The organism is Actinomadura oligospora ATCC 43269 (assembly GCF_000518265.1).
Taxonomy (GTDB): domain Bacteria; phylum Actinomycetota; class Actinomycetes; order Streptosporangiales; family Streptosporangiaceae; genus Spirillospora; species Spirillospora oligospora.
The window spans coordinates 177,168-196,642 of the sequence record NZ_JADG01000012.1 but is presented as its reverse complement, the minus strand read 5'-3'; the positions used below and the strand labels follow the sequence as shown (position 1 = coordinate 196,642).

Genomic DNA, 19,475 nt, shown 5'->3' with positions numbered 1-19,475 from the left:
GGCTGCGTGCGGTCACACTCCGCGACGCAGTGTACCGGCGGTGGTGTTCCTACACCAATAGCCGATCACCTGTCCCAACGTTTCCCCGATCTGGGGTATTCCCCCTGCCCTGCGGGACCGGGGTTTTCCGTGTTCCGGGTGGCCGGGACTGGCCGCCGTTCCGGCGGGATCCTGACATTCTGTGATGCGCCCAGGTTCGCGGACGAGGGAGGCGGAACGCATGCGGACGGTCGTGCGGAATGTGGCGAGAGTCACGGTGGCGGTGGCGGTGGCGGTGACCGGGACGGCGCTGGCCGGGTGCTCGTCCGGAGGGGACGGAGGCGGAGGGGGCCCGGCCGCGGCGGACGTCCCGGCGAAGGGGACGGTCGTCCTCCAGGACAACAGCGACCACCCCCAGCAGCTGGTCAAGTTCAAGGACGCCGAGTACGTCAAGGTCGGCGGGCTGGCCGACAAGGCCGTCGAGCAGCGCATCGGGCAGGAGTTCCACGCCCCGCTGGACTGGGCCGTCAAGTGGTTCGGCGCGACCCTGGACGCCGAGCGGCGCAAGCAGTGCAAGGGGAAGCCGAGCATCGTGCAGACCAAGGTGCGGTTCGGCCTCGGCGGCCCGGACATCGTGTCCGCGACCAGCGCGTTCACCATGATCCCCTGCTACGAGAGCGAGGAGGCGCTGCCGACCGTCCCGGTCACCGTGGACGTCAAGGCGGGCAAGGCCCTCGGCCCGGAGGACGTGCTGACCGGCAAGACCCTCGACGACACCAAGGACCTGTGGGACACGCTGTCCGGCCCGAAGGACGACTGGAAGCAGTGTGACCTGTCCGACATCCAGCGCAAGGACTTCCTGCCCGGCAAGCAGGACGGCCCGGTCGAGACGCCGCCGAGCGCCGGGCTGTACTTCGACCGGAACGGCATGAACCTGGTCTGGTCGACGATCGGCACCGACTGCTCCAGCTTCACCTTCAGCGCGCCGTACTCCAAGCTCAAGGACATCGTGAAGCCGGACGTCCTGTCCCGGCTCCAGGCCGCAGCCTCGAAGAAATGACCCCGGCCCGCGGGAGCGCCGGACGGCGGTGGCGGGTCGCGGGGTTCGAGGAGCTGCGCGAACTCGGGGCGGGGGCGCAGGGACGGGTCGTCCTCGCGCGGCACGAGGACGCCGGGACGCCGGTCGCGATCAAGTACCTCGACCTCCCCGCGGACGACCCGGAGGAGCGCGCGCGGCGGCTCGCCCGGCTGCGGGACGAGGCGGTCATGCTCGGCCGGGTCGTCGACCCGCACGTGGTCCGGCTGTTCCGGTTCGTGATCGCGCCGGAGGGGTCGGCGGGTGGTGCGGCGCTGGTGATGGAGGCGGTCGACGGCGTCCCGCTGGCGCGCGTCCTCGCCGAGAACGGCGTGCTCGCGCCAGAGGCGGCGCTGACCGTCCTCAAGGGCTCGCTGCGCGGGCTCGCCGCCGCCCACGCCGCCGGGATCGTCCACCGCGACTACAAGCCGGGCAACGTGGTCGTCCGGCCGGACGGGCTGAGCAAGCTGGTCGACTTCGGGATCGCGGTCCCGGTCGGCGAGGCGTCCGTGGTGGGGACGCCCGCGTACATGGCCCCCGAGCAGTGGCGCGGCGGACCCGCCTCGCCCGCCACCGACGTGTACGCCGCGACCTGCGTGTTCGTGGAGGCCGTCACGGGCGGACGTCCCTTCGCCGCCGAGAGCCGGGCCGCGCTCGCGAACCTGCACCTCACCGCCCCGCCGCCGCTCGAGCGGCTCCCCGAGGCCCTGCGTCCCCTCGTCGGACGCGGCCTCGCCAAGGACGCGGCGGACCGTCCTGCGTCCGCCGCCGACTTCGCCGCCGAGCTGGAGACCGTCGCGTCCGCCGCCTACGGCCCCGAATGGGAGACCCGGGGCGTCCGCGCCCTGGCCGGGCTCGCCATGGCCCTGGCCGCCGCCTTCCCCCTCGCCGCCCTCAGCGCGGGAGGAGCCGCCACCGCGGCGGGCGCGGCGGGCACGGCAGGCGCGGCGGGCACGGCGGGCGCGGCCGGTGTCGCCGGGGGTGGCGGGTTGCTGGCCGCCACCGGGGCGAAGGTCGCCGCGGCGGCGCTCGCGACGACCGTCATCGCAGGTGGAGCGGGCACCTACGTCGCCACGCAGAACGGTGGGCATCCTGCGGCGAGTCCGTCCCCGAAGGCGATCCGGGTCACGCTGCTCAGCGAGACCAAGACCTTCACCAGGCCGGACGCCACCGCGACCGTCGGCTACCCGCACGTGACCGGGCTCGCGTCGGCGGCGATCGAGAACCGCGTCAACAAGCTCCTCCGCGACCCGGCGGAGCTGTGGGCCGAGAACGCCCACACCGACTTCGCCGCCTTCGTCGGTCCGACGCGTCCGGCCGGAGACTCCTTCCAGCCCGCGTCCACGGTCGACGTCGGCGTGAAGGGGCCGCGCTACCTGTCCGTCCGGTACCGCCCGACGTCCGGGTACCGGAACACCGTCTTCAAGACGACGCTGACGGTGGACCTGACGACCGGGACCAAGCTGGCGACCCGGGACCTCCTGCTCCCCGCCGTGGACACCGTGGCGGGAGCACGCGACCTGACCCTCCTCTTCGAACGGCACACGCCCCACGGCATCTTCTGCGGCCGGGACACCCGCCCGACCGGCACCCGGTACCTGACCCCCGAGTCCATCGACAAGGAGGGGCTCCGGGCGCTGCTCACGCCGACGGGGGTGGAGTTCCACGTCCCGGTGACCCAGATCGGCTACGACATGGCGTGCGGACGGGAGGACGCGGCGACCAGGATCCCCTACGGGGAACTGCGCGGCACGCTGCGTCCGGAGGTGCTGAAGGCCGTGGCCGGGAGCTGAACGCGCCGGAGCCCCCGTGTGCGGGCACGGGGGCTCCGAACGAGCGGGGCGGACGGCGCCGGGCCGCCGGTCCGGCGGCGGCGCGGGCCGTCCCGGGCCTCAGGACGGACGCCGCGTTGGGGCGGTCGTCCGGCCGGGGGCGGGGTCAGAAGTAGGAGCGGCGGCGCCTGCCGAGGCGGCCCGAACCCGAGCCCCAGCGGCCGGTGCCGTGCGAGGTCAGGGCGACCACGCCGACCGCCGCGATGATCACGCTGAAGATGAAGGCGATCACCGATCCGGCGCCGAGCGCGGCGGCGAGCAGCCCGCCGAGGATGGCGCCGACGATCCCGACGCCGATGGTCAGCAGGACTCCGATCGGGTTGCGGCCGGGGACCAGCAGGCGCGCCAGCGCGCCGATCACCGCTCCCACGATGATGAACCAGAGGACCGTGAGCATGACTTTCGATCACCGTTCCGTGGTTGGGACGCCCCGCCGGTGCGGGGGCGGCCTGTCCGTGGACGGTATGCCCGCGGTCCCGGGTTCAAACATGCCCGCCCGCCGGAGCGGACGGGAGCCGGGCCGGGGCCCGGAGCCCGGCTGTGACCCGGGCCGGGGCCCGGAGCCCGGCTGTGACCCGGGCCGGGGCCCGGAGCCCGGCTGTGACCCGGGCCGGGGCCCGGAGCCGGGCTGTGACCCGGGCCGGGCCGGGGCCGGGGGCGGGATCAGGTGTAGGTGCCGCCGAAGCCGACCGAGTGGCCCTCGTCCTCGCCGATCTCCAGGTAGCCGACGTGGGCGGCCGGGACCACCACGCGGCCGCCCTTGCGGTCCTCCAGCACGAACACGCCGCCGCTCTCGGCGAGCGCGTCGGCGAGGAGGCGCTGGACCTCGTCCGCGGCCAGCCCCGTCTCGACCACCAGCTCCTTGGGGACGAACTGCACCCCGATGCGTACCTGCACGCGACGCTCCTTCTGTCCGGAACCCACCGCCTGTCCGGGACCCCGGCCGTCCGGGGCCCGTCAGGCGTTCTCGTCCGAGTGTGCCCGGTCGGGGCGTCCGCCGGAACGAGCGATCAGGAGGAACTGCGCGGGAACCCGGAGATGCCGCGCCACGCGAGGCGGGCGATCATCTTCTCGGCGGTGTCCTTGGGGATCTTGCCGTGCTGGCCGAGCCAGTAGCGGGCGCTCACCTCGGCCATGCCGACCAGGCCCATGCCGAGCAGGTGCGCCTCGTCGCTGTCGGCGCCGGTGTCCTCGGCGATGACCTGGGCGACCATCTCGGCGCACTGCAGGTTGGCGCGCTCGACCCGGGCCCGGACGGGCGCCACGTTGCGCAGGTCGGACTCGAAGACCAGCCGGTACGCCTCGCCGTCGCCGGCCACGAAGTCGTAGAAGGCGGCCATGGCCGCCTGGACGCGCAGCTTGTTGTCGTTCGTGGACGCCAGCGCCTCGCGGACGGTCCGGACCAGCGCCTCGGCGTGCTCGTCGAGCAGCGCCAGGTACAGCTCCAGCTTGCCCGGGAAGTGCTGGTAGAGCACGGGCTTGCTGACGCCCGCCCGTTCGGCGATCTCGTCCATCGCCGCGGCGTGGTAGCCCTGGGCGACGAACACCTCCTGCGCAGCGCCGAGCAACTGCCTGCGCCGCGCCAGACGCGGCAGGCGCGTGCCACGGGGGCGGGCGTCCGGGGTCGCGGTCACCACACTCTCCGATCACCGGTCGGTGCGGCGGTCCGGGGGATCGTCCGCCGCGCGAATCAATCCCACCATCCTACGCGCCGGTAACCTCAAAGGTCACCCACGGGCGGGTTCGGGTCGCTGCGCGTGTCCCGTCCGTCACACCCGTCCTACCCGTGTCCGGGCAGGTCAGGGGTGATACGGGGTGGTCAGCGGTAGTCCTCCTCGTCCTCTCGGACGACGCGTCCCTGCTCGACGAAGTCGGCCTCGTTCACGTCCATCGGCGGCTGGCCCTGCGGGCCGTCCTCGTCGGAGCGCACGTCGGCCATCTGCTCGGCGGTGTCGGCGTCGTTCCGGTCGTAGGACGGGGCGGGCGGCTCGGCCTCGGGCCGCCGGTCCTCGGTCTCGCTCATCGCTTGTTCATCCCCCTCGTTCGGGCGGGAGTGCGGGCGGGGTGCCCCGGAGCGTCCCCGGACGCGCGGGGCGGTTCGGGCGTCAGAGCCGTCCGGCCAGCTCGCGGAGCGGCGCCTCCACGGCCTCCCCGAACGTGGGGAAGGCGTGGACGACGTCGGTGAGCAGGCTCAGCGGCGTCTCCGCCCGGATCGCCAGCGCGATCTCACTCATCCACTCCTCAGCGTAGGCCCCGACGGCGGCGGCCCCCACGAGCAGCCCGCGTTCGGCGTCCGCGTACAGCTCGACGCGGCCCCGGTCCTCGGCCTCCACGGACGCGCGGGCCGTCGCGGACAGGTCGCCGCCCGCCATGATCAGATGCATCCCGGCCCGCTCGGCGAGGACGGGGCTGACCCCCACCGCGTACACGGTCGGGGCCGTGTAGACCACGCGCGGGATCGCCCGGTAGTCGGCCTCGCGGCGCTTGCCGAGGACGTTCGAGACGACCACGCGGGCCTGGTAGCGGGCCGCGTGCGTGGTGCGGGCGACGCCGGTGACGTCCCCGGCCGCCCAGACGCCGCCGCCCGGTTCCGGCATCAGCGCCTCGCCGCACGTCGCCTCGCGGGGGCCGGTGTTCGCGGCCTGCTGCTGGGCCCAGGCCCCGTCGTCCCCCGCCTCGCTCTCCGCCCCGGCCCCGGCGGCTCCGGCTCCGGCTTCGGCCGCTGCGGTTCCGGCCGTCGCGTCTCGGGCGGCGCCGGAGGCCCCCGAGGCCCCGGCACCGCCGTTCAGCCGGACGCGGCAGGTCTCGTCCACCGTGAGCGGGCGCCCGCTCTGGACGGCGACGCCGAGCGTCTCCAGGCCGAGGCCCTCGACGCGGGGACGGCGCCCGGCGGCGACGAGGATCCGGTCGGCCTCGACGACCCCGCCGTCCGACAGCCAGAGCCGCAGCCCGACGGGGCCGCGCTCGGCCCGCGCGGGCTCCGCGCCGAGCCGCAGGTCGACGCCCCTGCGGCGGAGCGCGTCGGCGAGGATCTCCCCGGCGAACGGGGCCTCGTCCGTCAGCAGCCGCCCTGACGCCTCGACCACCGTGACCGCCGACCCGAACGCCGCGTACACCTGGGCCATCTCGCAGCCGACCGGCCCGCCGCCGAGGACGACCAGGCGGCGCGGCAGGTCCGGGACGGTCAGCGCCTCGTCGCTCGTCCAGACCGGGACGTCCGCGAGGCCCTCGACGGCCGGGACGGCCGGTTCGCTGCCGGTGCTGACGACCAGGTCGGTGAAGCGGAACCGGGCGCCGTCCACGTCGAGGACGCCGGGGCCGGTGACGCGGCCCCAGCCCCGCAGCACGGTCACCCCGGCCTCGGCCATCCGGGCGACGGCGCGGTCGTCGTCGAGGTTGCCGGTGACCTCGTCGCGGCGCGCGATGGCCAGCTCCCAGGTCTCGCCGCGCCGCGCGGACAGCAGCAGCGACTTGGACGGGACGCACGCGAAGTACGGCGACTCGCCGCCGACCAGGCGGTTCTCCACGAGGGCGACGAACCGCCCGGCCTGGGCGAGGTCGGCCGCGACGCGCTCCCCGGCCGTCCCGCCGCCCAGCACGATCACGTCGAAGTGGTCGCGCCCCTCCACGTGGTCCCGCGCCCCGGCAGGGTTCCGCGCCTCGACGTGGTTCTGTGACATGGACAACTCCGCCTCCGGCACCGCTCGTCAGGTCCCCGTACCTCATGGTGACGGACTCCGACATCGGAGAGTGCCGGTTCGAACACATACGGCGGCGGATTCTCGTCCCGGTCGTCCCAGCTGTCCCGGGCGGCCCAGGCGTCCCGGGCGGTCAGGGGAGCCGGTGGTGCTCGTCGGCGGGTCCGCCGCCGAGGAGGGGCTTGAGGAGATCGCCGTCCCGCTCGACGCGGGCCAGCACGTCGGCGGGGCCGAACACCAGGTCCTCGGCGCTTCCGGCCGCCTCCAGCTCGTCCCAGGTGACGGGGGTGGACACCGACGGGCGGGGCGCGGCGCGCAGCGAGTAGGGCGCGACGGTCGTCTTGGACGGGCTGTTCTGGCTCCAGTCCACGAAGACCTTGCCCTTGCGCAGGTCGCGGCCCATCTTCGCGACGACCAGGTCCGGATGGTCGGCGGCGAGGCGCTGCGCGGCCCGCTTGGCGTACTCCGACGTCCGGTCGGTCTCCTCGACCGGGACGTACAGGTGCAGGCCCTTCTTCCCGCTGGTCTTGGCGTGGCAGGCCAGGCCGTCCTCGTCGAGGAGGTCCCGGAGCAGGACGGCGACCTTCCGCGCGTCCATGATCGTCGCGGGCGGGCCCGGGTCCAGGTCGAAGACGATCAGGTCGGGCGGGTGCAGCGCGCCCCGCGGGCCGACCTTCCACTGCGGGACGTGCAGCTCCAGCGCCGCCAGGTTCGCGCACCAGACCAGCGTCGCCAGGTCGTCGATCACGACGAAGTCGAGGCTGTCGCGCCCGCGCGAGCTGCCCGGCGTCGGGACGGTCGCGCGCCGCACCCACTCCGGGGTGTGCGAGGGGGCGTTCTTCTCGAAGAACGAGCCGCCGTCGACGCCGTCCGGGAACCGCTTGCGGGTGGCCGGACGGTCCCGCAGATGCGGGAGCAGCGCGGGCGCGATCCGGACGTAGTAGTCGATCACCTCGCCCTTGGCGAACCCCGGGTACAGCTCCTTGCGCAGGTTGGACAGGGACAGGGCGTGCCCGTCCACGTGGACGGTCTGCTTCTGCGGCTCAGGGCTCACGGGTCACCTCCTGCGGGTCCTTGTCGTCGCGCAGCCCGCGCCAGGACGGGAACCGCAGCCGGTCGTCCCGGGTCCGGACGGCGTAGGAGACCTCTCCGACCAGCTCCGGCTCGACCCACTGGACGTCGCGGGCCACGTCGCGCGGCACCTCGTCGTCGAACGGGCTGGACGGGCGGCGCAGCGGCCACAGCCGCTCGTACAGCTCGTCCAGCATGCGGTCGGTGAAGCCGGTGCCGACGTGCCCGACGAAGCAGAGGCGTCCCTTCGCGTCGTACTCGCCGAGCAGCAGCGAGCCGACGCCGCCCTCGCGCCGTCCGCGGCCCGGCTTCCAGCCGCAGACGACGACCTCCTGGGTGTGGAAGTTCTTGATCTTCCGCCAGAAGTCGACCCGGCGGCCGGGCCGGTAGGGCGAGTCGAGCCGCTTGGCCATCAGGCCCTCGAGGCGCTGCTCGCGGGTGAAGGCGAGCAGCTCGGTGACCTGGGCGGTGTCCGAGCCGTCCAGGTAGGGCGGGGCCTCGACCGGGCCGGTCGCGGCCAGTTCGAGCTCGCCGAGCATCGCGCGCCGCTCGGCGTAGGGGACGTCGAAGAGCGTCCGGCCGTCCAGGAAGAGCAGGTCGAACACGACGTACCGGACGGGCACTTCGCGGATCAGCCGGGCGCCGGGGCGGGCCACGTGCATCCGCCGCTGCAGCCGTCCGAAGCTCGGGCGGCCCTGCTCGAACGCGACGACCTCGCCGTCCAGGACCACGTCGTGATGGGGGAGGAGGTCGGCCAGCCCGGACAGCTCGGGGTAGTGGGACAGGACGTCCGCGCCGCGCCGGGACACCGCCCGCACGCCGTCCGCGGACACGCCGGTCAGGATGCGCACGCCGTCCCACTTGAGCTCCAGGCCCCAGCGCGCGGTGTCGTCGGGAAGCTCGCCGGTGACGGCCGTCATCGGCTCCACGGGCCACGGCATGGTCATAACGCCGTTTCTACCCCCGGCCCGCGTCCCGGAAAAGGATCTCCCGCCGACCTGCGGACGAAACGAACCCGTTCGCCACACCGATGTGATCTGCACGCAGATATGGCCATTTGGGATGGAATTGCCGTGCGAGGCCGGTGGGCCCGGCCGGGGGCGGGGCGCCTGCTTGTGGACGGCTCAGGCGGGTAAGCACCGTTGTATGCGCAGCATCTGGAAGGGCGCGATCTCGTTCGGCCTGGTCACGATACCGATCAAGCTGTACTCGGCGACCGAGCAGCGGGACGTGTCCTTCCACCAGGTCCACCGCGAGGACGGTGGACGCATCCGGTACAAGCGGGTCTGCACGGTCGACGGCGAGGAGGTCGCGTACTCCGACATCGCCAAGGGGTACGAGCTGCCGTCCGGCGAGATCGTCGTGCTCACCGACGACGACTTCTCCGACCTGCCCCTGACCAGCAGCCGCCGGGTGGACGTCCTGCAGTTCGTCGACGCCGGGGAAGTGGACCCGATCTACTTCAACAAGACCTACTACCTCGAACCGGACTCCCAGGGCGTCAAGCCGTACGTCCTGCTGCGGGACGCGCTGGAGGAGTCCGGCAGGGTCGCGGTCGTGAAGGTCGCGCTGCGGCAGCGCGAGTCGCTGGCGACGCTGCGCGTCCGGGACGGCGTGTTCGTCCTGGAGACGATGCTCTGGCCGGACGAGGTCCGCGCCCCCGACTTCCCCTTCCTGGACGAGGACGTCGAGGTCCGCCGCCAGGAGCTGTCGATGGCGACCTCGCTCATCGACAGCATGACCGGCGACTTCGACCCCGACGAGTACAAGGACGCCTACCGCGAGGCCCTCGAAGCCGTCATCGAGGCCAAGGTCGAGGGGCGCGAGGTCGTCCAGCCCGCCGAGGAGCCGAGCGCGGAGCCCGCCGCCGACCTGCTGAGCGCCCTGCGCGCCAGCGTCGAGGCCGCCAAGAAGGACCGCGGCTCGGCCGGGTCCGCCGGGAAGGAGCGCGCCCCGGCGAAGAAGGCCGCCGCCAAGAAGTCGGCTTCTTCGAAGAAGGCCGCGTCGGCGAAGAAGGCCGCGTCGGCGAAGAAGACCGCTCCGGCGAAGAAGACCGCTCCGGCGAAGAAGACCGCATCGTCCGGCGGCGGGACGTCAGGACGGGGCGGTACGTCCGCGCGTGGTGGGACGACCCGCAAGGGCGCGGCCAAGGCCGCGTCCAAGGGCGCCGCGAAGGGCGCGAAGAAGAGCGCCTCGCCCAGGTCGCGCTCCCGCAAGTCCGCCTAGCCGCCGGGGTCGGCGTCCAGGCGGACGGGAGTGTCGTCGCAGGTCAGGGCTGGAGTTCGACCGGCTGCAGGGTGGGGCGCTTGGGCTCGACGGTGTCGCCGGACGAGTGGCCGCGCAGACGGCGGCCGACCCACGGCAGCAGGTGGGCGCGGGCCCACCGGACGTCGAAGAGGAGCCGCGCGCCCCGGCTGAGCTCGGGCAGCGGGGTCAGCTCCGGCTCGCGCCAGTCGGCCGCGTCCGGGACCTTCAGGGCCTCCAGGACGGCCAGCGCGAGGCGGCGGTGCCCCTCCGGCGACATGTGCAGGCGGTCGATGCCCCACATGCGCCAGTCGCGCAGGATGTCCATGGCCCACTGGTCCACGACGAACGCGCCGTGCCGGGCGGCGATGTCGCGGAGGTGGTCGTTGTAGCGGGCGACCCGGTCGCGGGTCAGCCGGATCACGGCCGAGTCGGCCGGGTCGACCCCGGTGAACAGGACGACGTCCGCGCCGGACGCCCGCAGGCGCGCGACGGCGGCGTCCATGGAGACGGCGAGGTCGGCCACGTCCGTCCCGGGACGGAGCAGGTCGTTGCCGCCGCCGGACACGGTCACCAGGTCGGGGCCGAGCTCCAGCGCGGCGGGCACCTGCGTCTCGATGATCTGGCCGAGCAGCTTCCCGCGGACGGCGAGGTTGGCGTAGGCGACGCCGTCCTCCCGCTCGGAGAGGGCCTCGGCGAGCCGGTCGGCCCACCCGCGCGGACGGCCGTCCGGGTACGGGTCCCCGATGCCCTCGCTGAAGGAGTCGCCGATCGCAACATAACGCGTCCAAGCCATGGCCCCATCGTATTTGGCCAGCTCAAGCGCCACGTCCATGGCCGGACGGGTGGCGCGGACGCCGCCGGTCGGAGAGCCGCCGGTCGGAGAGCCGCCGGTCAGAGATCGGTGTGGACGGCGAGGACGCGGGCCAGCGTGGCGAGGGCGCGGTCGGGCTCGGCGCACGGCGAGATGCGCTCCCCCCAGCCGAAGTAGTAGAACCAGTCGCCGCCGGAGTGGTCCGGGGCGGCGATCACGCTCTCGTTCAGGCCGGGCAGTTCGCCGTTGCTCACCAGGGCCGTCGGCCACCGGTCGCCCGGGGCCGCGACCTCCACCAGCCAGCCGCGCGAGCGCAGCCGGTCGACGAGGTGCTCCAGGTGGCCGAGCGCCCGTTCGGCGTCGGTCGTCACCCGAGTGGACATCGTTCCTCCAAGTGCGGTGCGGGACGCGGCGGGCGGCCACGGCCGAGACGCCGGCCTCCTGCGGGAGCAGGAGCCCGGCGTGCGGGGCGCTGAGGAATGTGGTCGCCGGTCACGGCGCGGTGTGCGCGGCCCGGCCAGCACGGCGGGTCGCGGCGTTGGCGGCCCGCGCTCGTGCGGGCGGCGGGACCGGAAACGCGTTCAGTCTGACCAGCGGTGACCCAGATCACAAGCGGTTTCGGGTCACAGAAACCTGATGGGACGCCTCTGCCCTCCCGTTGATCATCCGAAACCTCGCAGGTCACATGAGGTATGGCGTCGTCTTGGGCGCGGGTCTCGGGAACGCGGGTCCTCGGGCCTCGGAAGTCGGGCGCTTGGGAACGCGGAAGGCCCCTGGGGGCGCCCAGGGGCCTTCGGGGTCGTTCGGTGGCCGGAACCGGCCAGCGTGCCGGGATCAGTAGGACGGCAGGCTCGGGTCGATCTGGTTGACCCACGCCACGATGCCGCCGCCGACGTGGACCGCGTCGCCGAAGCCCGCGTTCTTCACGACGGCGAGGGCCTCGGCCGACCGCACGCCGGACTTGCAGTGCAGCACGATCTGCTTGTCCTGCGGCAGCTTCTCCAGGGCGGACCCGTTGAGGAACTCGCCCTTCGGGATCAGCGTCGCGCCGGGGATCGAGACGATCTCGTACTCGTTCGGCTCGCGGACGTCCACGAGGAAGATGTCCTCGCCCCGGTCCTGCATGGACTTGAGGTCGTGGACGGAGATGGTGGACTCCTTGGCGGCCAGGGTGGCCTCCTCGGAGACCGCGCCGCAGAACGCCTCGTAGTCCTCCATCAGCTCGGTGATGGTGGGGTTCTCGCCGCAGAGCGGGCAGTCCGGGTCCTTGCGGACCTTGACCGTCCGGTAGCTCATCTCCAGGGCGTCGTAGATCATCAGCCGTCCGACCAGCGGCTCGCCGATGCCGGTCAGCAGCTTGATGGCCTCGTTCACCTGGATCGAGCCGATGGACGCGCACAGCACGCCGAGAACGCCGCCCTCGGCGCAGGACGGGACCATGCCGGGCGGCGGGGGCTCGGGGTAGAGGCAGCGGTAGCAGGGGCCGTGCTCGGACCAGAACACCGACGCCTGGCCGTCGAACCGGTAGATCGAGCCCCAGACGTAGGGCTTGCCGAGCAGGACGGCCGCGTCGTTCACCATGTAGCGGGTGGCGAAGTTGTCGGTGCCGTCCACGATCAGGTCGTACTGACCGAAGATCTCGAGGATGTTGTCGCGGTCGAGCGCGGTGTTGTGCACCACCACGTCGATCAGGGGGTTGATCTCGCGGACGGTCGCGGCGGCGGACTCGGCCTTCGGCAGGCCGAGCGTGGACTGCCGGTGGATGACCTGGCGCTGCAGGTTCGACTCGTCCACGACGTCGAAGTCGATGACGCCGAGGGTGCCGACCCCGGCCGCGGCCAGGTACATCAGGGCGGGCGAGCCGAGGCCGCCCGCGCCGACGCACAGCACGCGGGAGTTCTTCAGGCGCTTCTGCCCGGCCATCCCGACGTCGGGGATGATCAGGTGCCGCGAGTAGCGGTTGACCTCGTCACGGGTGAGCTCCGGAGCGGGCTCGACCAGCGGTGGCAACGACACGGTGGGTGCTCCTGTGCTGACGCGGTGCGGTTAACGGGGGCGGACGCCGTCGTCCTTTCACGGACAACCTTGCCATGTCCCACCGCATTCCCGGCGGCGAGTCCCCAGGTGGGACGGCTCACACGGCATTCTGGAGGTTGCCCGGACATCTGAGGGTTCCCTGCGGGATGGGACGGATCGGCGCTTTGCCGGGTTAGCCTTTCCGGTTGTGGCGTTCCAGCCCCCCATGCAGCAGCCTCCGCCCTTCCACGGCCTCCCGGCGGAGCCGCCGGGACCTCCGCGGCCGACCGTCCTCGGGCTGCGCGCGCGGCAGTGGATGCTCGTCGCCGCCGCCCTCGCCTGCGTCTTCGCGCTCGTCGGCGGGACCGCGCTGGTCTCGGCGTGGACGTCGCTGACCCGCGACCCGACCAACGCCGAGCTCCAGACGGCCGCCCGCGCCGAGGTCGCCCGCCGCTGGGAGGCCTGGCCCGCCGAGCGGATCTTCCCGGACCGGATCGCCTACGAGGTGCGGCGCGGCCGGACCGAGTACGCGAACCGCGCCGGGATCGCGCCCGAGAGCGACTGCGCGGCGTCCGTCGACCCGTCCGTCGCGGCCGTCCTCACCCGCGGCGGGTGCCGGGCCGTGCTCCGCGCGACCTACGTCGACCAGATCCAGGGCGTCGCGGTGACCGTCGGCGTCGCGGCCTTCGCGGACGCCACGACCGCCGACCGCGTCCTGCGGCAGACGCCGACCGACCAGGACGGGACGCCGGTGCGCAACAGCGTCCGGGCCGTGGCGTTCCCCGGGACGGCCGCGGCGAGGTTCACCGACCCCGTCCGGCAGGACTCCACGGCCGACCGCGGCGGCCCCTACCTGGTGCTGACCTCGTCCGGCGAGACCGACGGACGGCCCGCCGCGGCCGTCGCCGAGCGCCGTCCCAACTTCCCGTTCGCGGTCGCCCCGCAGCTCGCCCGCCAGATCGCGCGCACCCTCGGCGTCCAGGCCATGCCCGACTGCTCCCGCCCCGAATGGAAGTGCTGATCTTGATTCGTTCGGTGAGGCGGGCCGGGGCGGTCGCGGCGGCGCTCGCGCTGGCCTGGCCGCTCGCCGGGGTCGGCGCGTTCGCGGGCGCCGGGGCGGACGTCGCGCTGGCCGATCCCGTCCGGGATGCGCAGGAGCCCGCGTTCACCGCGATGGACGTGCCGTCCGCGTGGAAGGTCACGCGCGGGGCGGGGGTCACCGTCGGGATCGTCGACTCCGGCGTCCAGACCGGGCAGCCCGAGCTCGCGGGCCAGGTCACGACCGGGCCGGACATGCTCGCCGCCATCGACGGCCGGACCAGGCCCGCCCGCCTGCACGGCACGAGCATGGCGATGCTCATCGCCGGGAAGGGCCGCGGGCCGGGTGGCGGGGGCGGCGTGATCGGCGTCGCGCCGCAGTCCCGGATCCTCGCGGTGCGGGCCATCGCCGAGCCCGAGGACCCGTCCTTCCGGGCCTACAAGACGACCAAGAAGGCCGAGGGCGCGACCGCGCGCGGCATCCGCTACGTCGTGGACCACGGCGCCGACGTGATCAACCTGTCCATCGGACGCTACGACGAGCAGCCGGACGAGCGCGACGCGATCGGCTACGCCGTCTCCAAGGGCGTCGTGGTGATCGCGGCCGTCGGCAACGACGGCGACAAGCGCCGGGGCTTCGACGAGAAGGGCTACGCGCCCTACTCCTACCCGGCGTCCTACCCGGGAGTGATCGCCGTCGCCGCGACGAACCGGAAGCACGTCCGCGCGGGCTTCTCGAACCGGAACTTCTCGGTGCTCGTCGCCGCGCCCGGCGTGAACCTGCCCGGCGTCGGCCCCGAGCACGGCGCGTACTACGTCACCGACGGCACCAGCGACTCGACCGCGCTGGTCTCGGGGATCGCGGCGCTGATCCGGTCCAAGCACCCCAAGCTCGCGCCCGCGCTGGTCGCGCAGGCGCTCGTCGCGAGCACGCCGTCCGGCGGGGCCTCGTACGACGCGTCCCTGGGGCACGGCGAGGTGAACGCGGCGAAGGCGCTGAACGCCGCCGACCGGCTCGCCACGATCCCGAAGGGCGTCCAGGGCAAGCCCGGCGGCACCCGGTTCGGCGCGGGCGGCGAGCCCGGCCCCGTGACCGTGATCGCCCGTCCGACCTGGGCGAAGGTCGTGGTCGTGGTGGTGATCCTGGGCGGCGTCGCGGGCGCGGTCGCCGCCGTCGCGATCGCCGTGACCCTGGCCCGCCGCCACCCGAACCCCGACACCCCGCCGCAAGGCATGCCCCCGCAGGCGATGCCTCCACAGGCGATGCCTCCGCAGTTCGTAACACCGCAACCCCCACCCTCACACTTCGCACCGCCCCCGCCCGCCGCCCCCCAGTTCGCGCCGCAGGGCACGCCTCCGCAGGACGTGCACCAGCAAGCCATACCGCCGCAGGACGCGCCCCCGCAGTTCGGATCTCCGCAGTTCGCGCCTGCGGAGGACGCACGCCAGCAGGCGACGCCGCCGCAGTTCGCGCCCCCGCAGGCCCCGCCTGCGCAGGACGGGCGCCAGCAGGCGATGCCTGCACAGGACGCGTCTCCGCAGGACGCGCGCCAGCAGGCGACGTCTCCGCAGGATGCGGGTTCGGGGTTTGGGTCGTTGGGGGACGCGTCCTCGCGGGATGCGGATCAGGAGGCGAGGCCGTCTCAGGGGACGCCGCCGATCTGGGGGGCGCCGCCTCAGGCGTGAGGCGGGCGGGGGCGTTTCAAGATCGTCCGATCGGCTACGCTCCGGCTCGTGGCCCGTGCCGAGATCACGACGGCCGGGCACGGAACCCGGCGGATGCTGCTGGCGGCGGCCGTCGTGTGCCTGGCCGTCCTCGTCGCGGCCGGGGCCCGGCTCGCGCGGGAGCTGCTGCGCGGGCCGACGGCGGCCGAGCGGTCCGCCGCGTCCGCGGTCGAGATCGCCGGACGCTGGCGCGCCTGGCCCGCCGGACGGCTCTTCCCCGGCGCGCTCCGCTACAGCCTCGACCAGGGCGGCCCCGAGTACGCCCGACGCGTCGGCGTCTCCCCGTCCACGACCTGCCAGGACGCCGTGGACGCGCCGCTCGGCCCGTCCCTGGCCGTGCGCGGCTGCCGGGGCGCGCTGCGCGCCACCTACCTCGACCAGCTCCAGGGCATCGCGGTCACGCTCGGCGTCGTCGCCTTCCCGGACGAGCCGTCCGCGCGCGCCGCCGCCCCCTGGTTCCCGCGCCGGGGCGCGGTCGCGCCCGGGCTGCGCGCGCTCGGCTTCCCCGGCTCGGTCGTCGGACGGTTCGGCGACGCGTCCCGGCAGTCCGCGGCGCTCGCCCAGCGGGGTCCGTACCTGGTCGCCGCCACGGTCGGTTACGCCGACGGACGCCCGACCCTGCGCGCCGGGCAGCGGCAGGACGATCTCGCCGAGCTCGCCCCGCAGCTGGTCGAGGGGGTGCTGCGGCCCCTCGCCGCGCCCGCCGCCGTCCGCTGCGGCGAGCGGGAGTGGGTGTGCTGAGGGCCTTCCCCGCCGTCCTGCTCGCGGCGGCGCTGACCTGCGTGCCGTCCGCCGGGCGCGCCCACGCCGACCAGGTTCGGGACGAGATGGAGCCCGTCCTCGCGTCGCTGGACGTGCCGCGCGCCTGGGCCGCCTCACGCGGACGCGGCGTGACCGTCGCGGTCCTGGACTCCGGCGTGGACGCGTCTCAGGCCGACCTCGCCGGGAGCGTCGTCACCGGCCCCGACTACGCCGCCGGGGCCGCGCCTGATGGGACCGTTCCAAAGCGGCTGCACGGCACCAACATGGCGTCCATCATCGCAGGTCACGGCCACGGTCCCGGAGGTGCGGACGGCATGGTCGGCGTCGCGCCCGAGGCCCGCGTCCTGGCGCTGCGGGTCATCCTCGAACGGGACGAACCGGGCTACGAGACGTTCGGCGGGGACAAGCGCTACGAGGGGACGATCGCGCGCGGCATCCGCTACGCCGCCGACCATGGCGCGGACGTCATCAACCTGTCCCTCGGCCGCGCGTACCCCCTGCCCGCCGAGCGGGACGCCGTCGCCCACGCGGTCAGCAAGGGCGTCGTGGTGGTCGCGGCGGCGGGCAACGGCGGAGCCGGACGCCCGGCGAGGACGGACGGGCACCCGCCGTACACCTATCCCGCGTCCTTCCCGGGCGTGATCTCGGTCGCCGCCGTCGACGCGGACGGACGCCACGCCGGTTTCTCCAACCGCAACTCGGCCGTCGTCGTCTCCGCGCCCGGCGTCCGGATCGTCGGCGCGGGGCCGGACGGCCGGTACTGGGTCGGGGACGGGACGAGCCCCGCGACCGCCTTCGTGTCCGGAATCGCGGCGCTCATCCGGTCGCGGCACCCGGGAATGGCGCCCGCGCTGGTCGCGCAGGCGCTGGTGGAGAGCGCCCGGAGCCGCCCGTCCGGGGGCTATGACCTGGGCATCGGGTTCGGCCGCGTCAACGCCGCCGCCGCGCTCGACGCGTCCGACAGGCTCGCGGGAGCCCGGACGAGCGGCCTCGGCGTCGACCCGGCGCGCGCGGTCGGCGTCCGGCCGCCGGTCCGGGTCGTCCGGCACCCGACGTCGCTGGTGGTGGGGGGCGCGGTCGCGGGCCTCCTCGCGCTGGTCGGGTTGATCTTGTCCGTCATCACCCTTCGGCGCCGTCCCAATCCGGAATTCGATCACTCTGTTGATTGACTTCCTGTTAGATCCCCGTTCGTGTCAGAAATCCCCTCAGCGGAGGAGTCCACCGAGACCTCCCACGACCTGGACGGGCCCTCACCCACTCCCGCGCCCGTCCAGCCCCCGTCCACCCGCCGCCGTCCCCGCGCGGCCATCGCCCTCCTGCTCCTGTTGGCCTGCTGGCCGTCGCGGGCGGCGGCACGGCGATCGTCGTCCGGCTCGTCCGCAAGCCCACCACGGCCGAGGTCGGCAAGGCCGGGGCCCGGGAGCTCGCCACCCGCTGGCAACGCCTCCCCGCCACCGACCTCTTCCCCAAGCAGAAGTCCTTCAGCAAGCAGGACGACCCGTCCGGCGGCGGAGACCAGCCAGAGCGCCGCTGAAGGTACCTCTGTCAGGTGCAGGCTCGTCGCGTGGGTCGCGGTCGCGGGTCGCGGCGGGACGTCCGGACGCGGGAGAATCCCCGGGTGATCTCGGAACCTGACGAGTACGCCGAGCTCGTGCTCGACACCGTGGAACGCATCCCGCCCGGCCGGGTGCTCGCCTACGGGGACATCGCCGAGCTGCTCGGCGTGGGCGGGCCGCGCCAGGTCGGACGGGTGATGTCGCTGTTCGGCGGCGGCGTCCCGTGGTGGCGGGTGGTGCGCGCCGACGGCAGCCCGGCGTCCGGGCACGAGGTGCGCGCGATGGAGGAGTACCGCGTCGAGGGCACCCCGCTCCGTCCGGACGGCCGCCGCGTCGACATGCGCCGCGCCCGCTGGGACGGCCCGGGCGACGCCGGGGGCTGAAGCCCGCGAGGGGCAGAGGCCCGCGAAGGCCGGAGGGCCGCGAGGGGGGGAAGGCCGCGCGGGTCAGAGGGCCGCGAGGGTCAGAGGGCCACGAAGGTCAGGCCGCGCTTCTTCAGGGCGGGCAGGACGGTCCGGAGCGCCTCGATGGTCTGGCGCCGGTCGCCGCCGCCGTCGTGGCAGAGCAGGACGTCCCCGGCCTTCGCGGCGAGCATCGCGCGGCGGATGTGCGGCGTCCCCGGGCGGGACCAGTCGCGCGGGTCGATGTTCCACGCGATCGGCATCATGCCCTCGCTCCGGCACAGCTCGAAGATGTACCGGTTCCAGTCGCCGCCCGGCGAGCGAAAGAACCTCGGGGAGTACCCGGCCGCGTTCTCGATCCGCTCCTTCGCCTCGATGATCTCGCGGCGGATGCGGTCGCGCCCGATCGCCGCGAACGGGCTCGGATGCGTCTGCGAGTGGTTGGAGATCTGGTGCCCGCCCGCCGCGATCCGCGCGACGAGCTTCGGGTACGTCCGCACCTGCGAGCCGATCACCGAGAACGTCGCCTTGACGCCGTTCTCGGCGAGCAGGTCGAGCATCATCGGCGTGTAGACGGGGTGCGGGCCGTCGTCGATGGTCAGCGCGACGGCGGCCGGCGGCGCCGGGGGCGCGAGCTCGCGCAGGTCGAACAGGGGCGTCCGACTGGACCGCAGCGGCGCCTCCGTCCAGCTCGCGGGCGGCGCCGTGCGCCGCGGCGGGACGCTCGGGCGCGGCCCCGCCATCCCGGCGGCGTGCCCCGCGTCGTGCCGGACGGTCCCGCCGGTCAGCAACTCGTCGGCGGCGAACGCGGTCGCGGCCGTCAGCCCGGCCGCCGCGAGACCGCCGAACACCACCGCCCGCCGGTTGACGCGCCGCCCGGCCGGGGGGACGGCGGGGGGCGGGTCGCCGCGGGTCGCGTCCGGATCGGGGGACTGGCCGTGGTCGCGCGGGTCCGTCGTTCCCACCCCTTCGAGCGTGGTCGTCGGCCCGCGGGCGTCGGCCTGCGGGCGGTCGATGTGCGGGCACCGTACCGCCAACGTGCCCGCGTGGCCTCGGTGAAACTCCTGAATCAACGGAAAAGATGCTGAATGCCAGCTGAACTCATGCCGAAGATCGACTCTCCCGTCCGTCCCGCGCGCGGACGCGTGACGATCCGGCGACGCTGCGTCGTCCCTCCGCAGGTGGGAGGCGTGTGTTCGGGTGTTCACCCTGCGGGACATGGGCGACATGCGGCGGATGTGGTCGGGGGAGTCGTGATGATCTG

General features: G+C 74.1%; 19 protein-coding genes. 8 read left to right on the top strand and 11 right to left on the bottom strand.

The genetic code is table 11. The features are described 5' to 3' along the window. Nucleotides 1–220 precede the first annotated feature (220 nt). Nucleotides 221–1,039, top strand: a complete 819-nt coding sequence (locus tag P696_RS0121030) for a hypothetical protein (RefSeq protein WP_034486060.1) — start codon at nt 221–223, stop codon at nt 1,037–1,039. Next, nucleotides 1,036–2,847 carry a serine/threonine-protein kinase gene (locus tag P696_RS57495; protein ID WP_051467944.1) on the top strand — a complete coding sequence of 604 codons (1,812 nt, stop codon included), beginning with the start codon at nt 1,036–1,038 and terminating at the stop codon, nt 2,845–2,847. Before P696_RS0121030 ends, P696_RS57495 begins: the two co-directional genes overlap by 4 nt. Before the next feature lie 145 nt (nt 2,848–2,992). On the opposite strand, the gene P696_RS0121020 is transcribed toward P696_RS57495, so the two are convergent. The 7 genes from P696_RS0121020 to ligD (P696_RS0120990) form a co-directional block, all read right to left on the bottom strand. Next, a complete protein-coding gene (locus tag P696_RS0121020; protein WP_026413876.1) occupies nt 2,993–3,283 on the bottom strand; it encodes a GlsB/YeaQ/YmgE family stress response membrane protein in 291 nt (96 codons plus the stop codon). A gap of 266 nt (nt 3,284–3,549) precedes the next feature. Next, nucleotides 3,550–3,783 carry a DUF3107 domain-containing protein gene (locus P696_RS0121015; RefSeq protein WP_026413875.1) on the bottom strand — a complete coding sequence of 78 codons (234 nt, stop codon included), beginning with the start codon at nt 3,781–3,783 and terminating at the stop codon, nt 3,550–3,552. A 113-nt stretch (nt 3,784–3,896) separates the two neighbouring features. Beyond that, nucleotides 3,897–4,520, bottom strand: coding sequence for a TetR/AcrR family transcriptional regulator (locus P696_RS0121010; RefSeq protein ID WP_026413874.1), 624 nt, complete (start codon nt 4,518–4,520; stop codon nt 3,897–3,899). A gap of 185 nt (nt 4,521–4,705) precedes the next feature. Continuing rightward, a complete protein-coding gene (locus P696_RS0121005) occupies nt 4,706–4,909 on the bottom strand; it encodes a hypothetical protein (protein ID WP_026413873.1) in 204 nt (67 codons plus the stop codon). 82 nt (nt 4,910–4,991) lie between these two features. Further along, nucleotides 4,992–6,566 carry a dihydrolipoyl dehydrogenase family protein gene (locus tag P696_RS58250; RefSeq protein WP_245627754.1) on the bottom strand — a complete coding sequence of 525 codons (1,575 nt, stop codon included), beginning with the start codon at nt 6,564–6,566 and terminating at the stop codon, nt 4,992–4,994. Between the two features lie 151 nt (nt 6,567–6,717). Further along, nucleotides 6,718–7,638, bottom strand: a complete 921-nt coding sequence (gene ligD, locus P696_RS0120995) for a non-homologous end-joining DNA ligase (RefSeq protein WP_026413871.1) — start codon at nt 7,636–7,638, stop codon at nt 6,718–6,720. Then, nucleotides 7,628–8,602: a non-homologous end-joining DNA ligase gene (gene ligD / locus P696_RS0120990; RefSeq protein WP_211245817.1), complete on the bottom strand. Its 975-nt coding sequence runs from the start codon at nt 8,600–8,602 to the stop codon at nt 7,628–7,630. Before ligD (P696_RS0120990) ends, ligD (P696_RS0120995) begins: the two co-directional genes overlap by 11 nt. Nucleotides 8,603–8,801: 199 nt before the next feature. Between ligD (P696_RS0120990) and ku the strand changes: the two genes are divergently transcribed. Beyond that, on the top strand, nt 8,802–9,881 hold the full coding sequence (gene ku / locus P696_RS0120985) for a non-homologous end joining protein Ku (RefSeq protein WP_026413869.1): 1,080 nt from the start codon (nt 8,802–8,804) through the stop codon (nt 9,879–9,881). A 43-nt stretch (nt 9,882–9,924) separates the two neighbouring features. Here ku and P696_RS0120980 read toward each other — a convergent pair whose 3' ends face one another. The 3 genes from P696_RS0120980 to moeZ form a co-directional block, all read right to left on the bottom strand. Further along, nucleotides 9,925–10,695, bottom strand: coding sequence for an SGNH/GDSL hydrolase family protein (locus tag P696_RS0120980; RefSeq protein ID WP_026413868.1), 771 nt, complete (start codon nt 10,693–10,695; stop codon nt 9,925–9,927). 98 nt (nt 10,696–10,793) lie between these two features. Next, nucleotides 10,794–11,096 (bottom strand): hypothetical protein, encoded by a 303-nt coding sequence (locus P696_RS47020; RefSeq protein ID WP_157429822.1) that lies wholly within the window; start codon nt 11,094–11,096, stop codon nt 10,794–10,796. Between the two features lie 451 nt (nt 11,097–11,547). After that, the gene (gene moeZ, locus P696_RS0120970; RefSeq protein WP_026413867.1) at nt 11,548–12,729 is read right to left on the bottom strand and encodes an adenylyltransferase/sulfurtransferase MoeZ; all 1,182 of its coding nucleotides are present in this window, start codon (nt 12,727–12,729) and stop codon (nt 11,548–11,550) included. A 208-nt stretch (nt 12,730–12,937) separates the two neighbouring features. Between moeZ and P696_RS0120965 the strand changes: the two genes are divergently transcribed. The 5 genes from P696_RS0120965 (at nt 12,938) to P696_RS0120945 (ending at nt 18,193) form a co-directional block, all read left to right on the top strand. Beyond that, nucleotides 12,938–13,750, top strand: coding sequence for a hypothetical protein (locus P696_RS0120965; protein ID WP_051467943.1), 813 nt, complete (start codon nt 12,938–12,940; stop codon nt 13,748–13,750). Between the two features lie 2 nt (nt 13,751–13,752). Beyond that, nucleotides 13,753–15,453, top strand: a complete 1,701-nt coding sequence (locus P696_RS47015; protein ID WP_245627753.1) for a S8 family serine peptidase — start codon at nt 13,753–13,755, stop codon at nt 15,451–15,453. Nucleotides 15,454–15,501: 48 nt separating this feature from the next. Next, nucleotides 15,502–16,233 carry a hypothetical protein gene (locus tag P696_RS0120955; protein ID WP_026413865.1) on the top strand — a complete coding sequence of 244 codons (732 nt, stop codon included), beginning with the start codon at nt 15,502–15,504 and terminating at the stop codon, nt 16,231–16,233. Beyond that, entirely contained in the window at nt 16,227–17,423 is a 1,197-nt protein-coding gene (locus tag P696_RS0120950; protein WP_026413864.1) for a S8 family serine peptidase, read from the top strand. Before P696_RS0120955 ends, P696_RS0120950 begins: the two co-directional genes overlap by 7 nt. A 449-nt stretch (nt 17,424–17,872) precedes the next feature. Further along, a complete protein-coding gene (locus tag P696_RS0120945; protein WP_026413863.1) occupies nt 17,873–18,193 on the top strand; it encodes an MGMT family protein in 321 nt (106 codons plus the stop codon). A gap of 80 nt (nt 18,194–18,273) precedes the next feature. On the opposite strand, the gene P696_RS54630 is transcribed toward P696_RS0120945, so the two are convergent. After that, the gene (locus P696_RS54630) at nt 18,274–19,176 is read right to left on the bottom strand and encodes a polysaccharide deacetylase family protein (protein ID WP_245627752.1); all 903 of its coding nucleotides are present in this window, start codon (nt 19,174–19,176) and stop codon (nt 18,274–18,276) included. Nucleotides 19,177–19,475 lie beyond the last annotated feature (299 nt).

Bases quoted from the DNA above. Each gene is read 5' to 3' on its own strand.
- ku (WP_026413869.1), top strand. From the start codon at position 8,802: ATGCGCAGCATCTGGAAGGGCGCGATCTCGTTCGGCCTGGTCACGATA.
- P696_RS0121005 (WP_026413873.1), bottom strand. From the start codon at position 4,909: ATGAGCGAGACCGAGGACCGGCGGCCCGAGGCCGAGCCGCCCGCCCCG.
- P696_RS47020 (WP_157429822.1), bottom strand. From the start codon at position 11,096: ATGTCCACTCGGGTGACGACCGACGCCGAACGGGCGCTCGGCCACCTG.
- P696_RS58250 (WP_245627754.1), bottom strand. From the start codon at position 6,566: ATGTCACAGAACCACGTCGAGGCGCGGAACCCTGCCGGGGCGCGGGAC.
- P696_RS57495 (WP_051467944.1), top strand. From the start codon at position 1,036: ATGACCCCGGCCCGCGGGAGCGCCGGACGGCGGTGGCGGGTCGCGGGG.
- P696_RS0120980 (WP_026413868.1), bottom strand. From the start codon at position 10,695: ATGGCTTGGACGCGTTATGTTGCGATCGGCGACTCCTTCAGCGAGGGC.
- P696_RS0121030 (WP_034486060.1), top strand. From the start codon at position 221: ATGCGGACGGTCGTGCGGAATGTGGCGAGAGTCACGGTGGCGGTGGCG.
- ligD (WP_211245817.1), bottom strand. From the start codon at position 8,602: ATGACCATGCCGTGGCCCGTGGAGCCGATGACGGCCGTCACCGGCGAG.
- P696_RS0121020 (WP_026413876.1), bottom strand. From the start codon at position 3,283: ATGCTCACGGTCCTCTGGTTCATCATCGTGGGAGCGGTGATCGGCGCG.